1 tRNA gene and 2 rRNA genes are annotated in these 3,382 nt (G+C 47.6%); all 3 read left to right on the top strand.

The window, feature by feature from the left end:
- The first annotated feature begins 65 nt into the window (after positions 1-65).
- The 3 genes from V6R96_RS20665 (at position 66) to rrf (ending at position 3,337) form a co-directional block, all read left to right on the top strand.
- A tRNA-Ala gene (locus tag V6R96_RS20665) sits at positions 66-139 on the top strand.
- Between the two features lie 157 nt (positions 140-296).
- Positions 297-3,060, top strand: a 23S ribosomal RNA gene (locus V6R96_RS20660).
- 169 nt (positions 3,061-3,229) lie between these two features.
- Positions 3,230-3,337: ribosomal RNA gene (gene rrf / locus V6R96_RS20655) — 5S ribosomal RNA — on the top strand.
- The last annotated feature ends 45 nt before the right edge of the window (positions 3,338-3,382 follow it).

The raw sequence follows: 3,382 nt of genomic DNA, 5'->3' as shown, positions 1-3,382 counted from the left end.
AGAGCCAAGACTAATCAATAAAAAGTCTTGCATCTAGCATCTTGAGTCTCTTAGTCTAACTAGAGGGGGAATTAGCTCAGCTGGCTAGAGCGCCTGCCTTGCACGCAGGAGGTCAAGGGTTCGACTCCCTTATTCTCCACAGTTTTGGAAGCTTGATTTAAAAGTTACGGATGGAGCCAAAAACAACATCTGTTCATCAAGCTGAAAGAAAGACATTAAGATCATTGACATTAACGGTAAAGACATCACAAAGAGAAAACCGAGCGCATAAAAGCGCTTGAGTAACCAAAAATAGGAAAGAAATCGTTAAGGGCGTATGGCGGATGCCTAGGCTTTCAGAGGCGAAGAAGGACGCGGTAAGCTGCGAAAAGCTGCGGGGATCGGCACACACGAATTGATCCGCAGATGTCCGAATGGGGCAACCCAATACATTGAAGATGTATTACTCTAAATTTATTTAGAGAGCAAACCCGGAGAACTGAAACATCTAAGTACCCGGAGGAAAAGAAATCGAAGAGATTCCGTAAGTAGCGGCGAGCGAAAGCGGATTAGCCCAAAAGTCTTTATATGTTTAAAAGAATGTTCTGGAAAGAACAGCCATAGAGGGTGATAGCCCCGTATTTGAAAGGCATATTTTGATGATAAATGAGTAGGGCGGGACACGTGAAATCCTGTCTGAATATGGGGGGACCATCCTCCAAGGCTAAATACTCCTGAAAGACCGATAGTGAACAAGTACTGTGAAGGAAAGGTGAAAAGCACTTCGAATAGAAGGGTGAAATAGAACCTGAAACCGTACGCCTACAAGCGGTCGGAGCCCACAAGTTGGGTGACGGCGTGCCTTTTGCATAATGAGCCTACGAGTTAATTTTACTAGCGAGGTTAAGGACTTCAGGTCCGGAGCCGGAGCGAAAGCGAGTCTGAATAGGGCGCTTAGTTAGTAGGATTAGACGCGAAACCTTGTGATCTACCCATGGGCAGGTTGAAGCTCTGGTAACACAGAGTGGAGGACCGAACCGGTTGACGTTGAAAAGTCTTCGGATGACCTGTGGGTAGGGGTGAAAGGCCAATCAAACTGGGAGATAGCTCGTACTCTCCGAAATGCATTTAGGTGCAGCGTCGATGTTAAGTTTATTAGAGGTAGAGCTACTGATTGGATGCGGGGGTTTCACCACCTACCAATTCCTGACAAACTCCGAATGCTAATAAATGTTCGTCGGCAGTGAGGGCATGGGTGCTAAGGTCCATGTCCGAGAGGGAAAGAACCCAGACCAACAGCTAAGGTCCCCAAATATATGTTAAGTTGAAGCAACGCGGTTGGACTGCATTGACAGCTAGGATGTTGGCTTGGAAGCAGCCATTCATTTAAAGAGTGCGTAACAGCTCACTAGTCGAGCGGTCCGGCATGGATAATAATCGGGCATAAACATATTACCGAAGCTATGGATTTATACCTTCTGGGTATATCTGGTAGGAGAGCATTCTGTTTGCGCCGAAGCAGTATCGTGAGGTATTGTGGAGCGGACAGAAAAGAAAATGTAGGCATAAGTAACGATAAAGGGGGCGAGAAACCCCCTCACCGAAAGACTAAGGTTTCCTCAGCCATGCTAATCAGCTGAGGGTTAGTCGGGACCTAACGCGAACCCGAAAGGGGTAGTGGATGGACAATGGGTTAATATTCCCATACTTGCTCACACTAAAAAGGGGACGGAGTGCCGTACCTGCTGGAGACTGACGGAATAGTCAAGGCCTAGCCTTCGGGCGAAGCTGCTGCAGGGAAAGTGCTTCCAAGAAAAGCCGAAGTGAAGCAACCCGTACCAAAACCGACACAGGTAGTCGAGGAGAGAATCCTAAGGTGCTCGAGTGAGTCGTGGCTAAGGAACTAGGCAAAATAGTCTCGTAACTTCGGAAGAAGAGACGCCATCAGCAATGGTGGCCGCAGTGAAGAGGCCCAGGCGACTGTTTATCAAAAACACAGGACTCTGCTAAATCGAAAGATGCTGTATAGGGTCTGACACCTGCCCGGTGCTGGAAGGTTAAGGAAGGGCGTTAGCGTAAGCGAAGCGTTTGACTGAAGCCCCAGTAAACGGCGGCCGTAACTATAACGGTCCTAAGGTAGCGAAATTCCTTGTCGGGTAAGTTCCGACCTGCACGAATGGTGTAACGATCTGGGCACTGTCTCAGCCACGAGCTCGGTGAAATTGTAGTATCGGTGAAGATGCCGATTACCCGCAATGGGACGAAAAGACCCTGTGAACCTTTACTATAACTTCGTATTGACTTTGAGTAAGTAATGTGTAGGATAGGTGGGAGGCTTTGAAGCGGGCACGCTAGTGTTCGTGGAGCCAACGTTGAAATACCACCCTTTACTTACTTGGAGCCTAACTTCTTTTAGAAGGACATTGCGTGGTGGGTAGTTTGACTGGGGTGGTCGCCTCCAAAAGAGTAACGGAGGCTTTCAAAGGTACCCTCAGCACGCTTGGTAACCGTGCGTAGAGTGTAATGGCATAAGGGTGCTTGACTGTGAGACCAACAAGTCGATCAGGTGCGAAAGCAGGACATAGTGATCCGGTGGTTCCGTATGGAAGGGCCATCGCTCATAGGATAAAAGGTACTCCGGGGATAACAGGCTAGTCTCCCCCAAGAGCTCACATCGACGGGGAGGTTCGGCACCTCGATGTCGGCTCGTCACATCCTGGGGCTGGAGAAGGTCCCAAGGGTTGGGCTGTTCGCCCATTAAAGTGGCACGCGAGCTGGGTTCAGAACGTCGTGAGACAGTTCGGTCTCTATCTATTGCGGGCGTTAGATGTTTGAGAGGGCTTGATTCTAGTACGAGAGGACCGAATTGAACAAACCTCTGGTGTATCAGTTGTACCGCCAGGTGCACCGCTGAGTAGCTACGTTTGGAAGAGATAAGCACTGAAAGCATATAAGTGCGAAACTCGCCTCAAGATGAGACATCTTTTAAGGGTCGTTGGAGATGACGACGTTGATAGGCTACAGGTGTAAAGGCAGTAATGTCATAGCCGAGTAGTACTAATTACCCGTAGATTTATAGCCTATGGTTGCTATATCAATATAATAAAATTATACAAGCCTTTTATGCGCAGTCAAGGTTTTGTCTTTGTGAACGTTTTTATCGATAAAATAGAAGTTAGATACTAGATATTAGAAGTTAGTTTTTACTAATCTCTAATCTTCTAACCGCTAACCTCTTATATAAAGCCTTTAGGGTGGTTTTAGCGGTGGGGCTCACCTGTTCCCATTCCGAACACAGAAGTTAAGCCCACCAGCGCCGATGGTACTGCGAAAGCGGGAGAGTAGGCCGCCGCCAGTTTTTATTAAAAGTCTCATACAACACAGTTTGTATGAGACTTTTTTT

Origin of the sequence: Chryseobacterium sp. CCNWLW53 (assembly GCF_037083525.1) — a bacterium.
In the GTDB taxonomy this organism is placed as follows: domain Bacteria; phylum Bacteroidota; class Bacteroidia; order Flavobacteriales; family Weeksellaceae; genus Chryseobacterium; species Chryseobacterium lathyri.
Note: the sequence above shows the minus strand (reverse complement) of the source record. Positions and strands in the feature narration are given on the sequence as shown.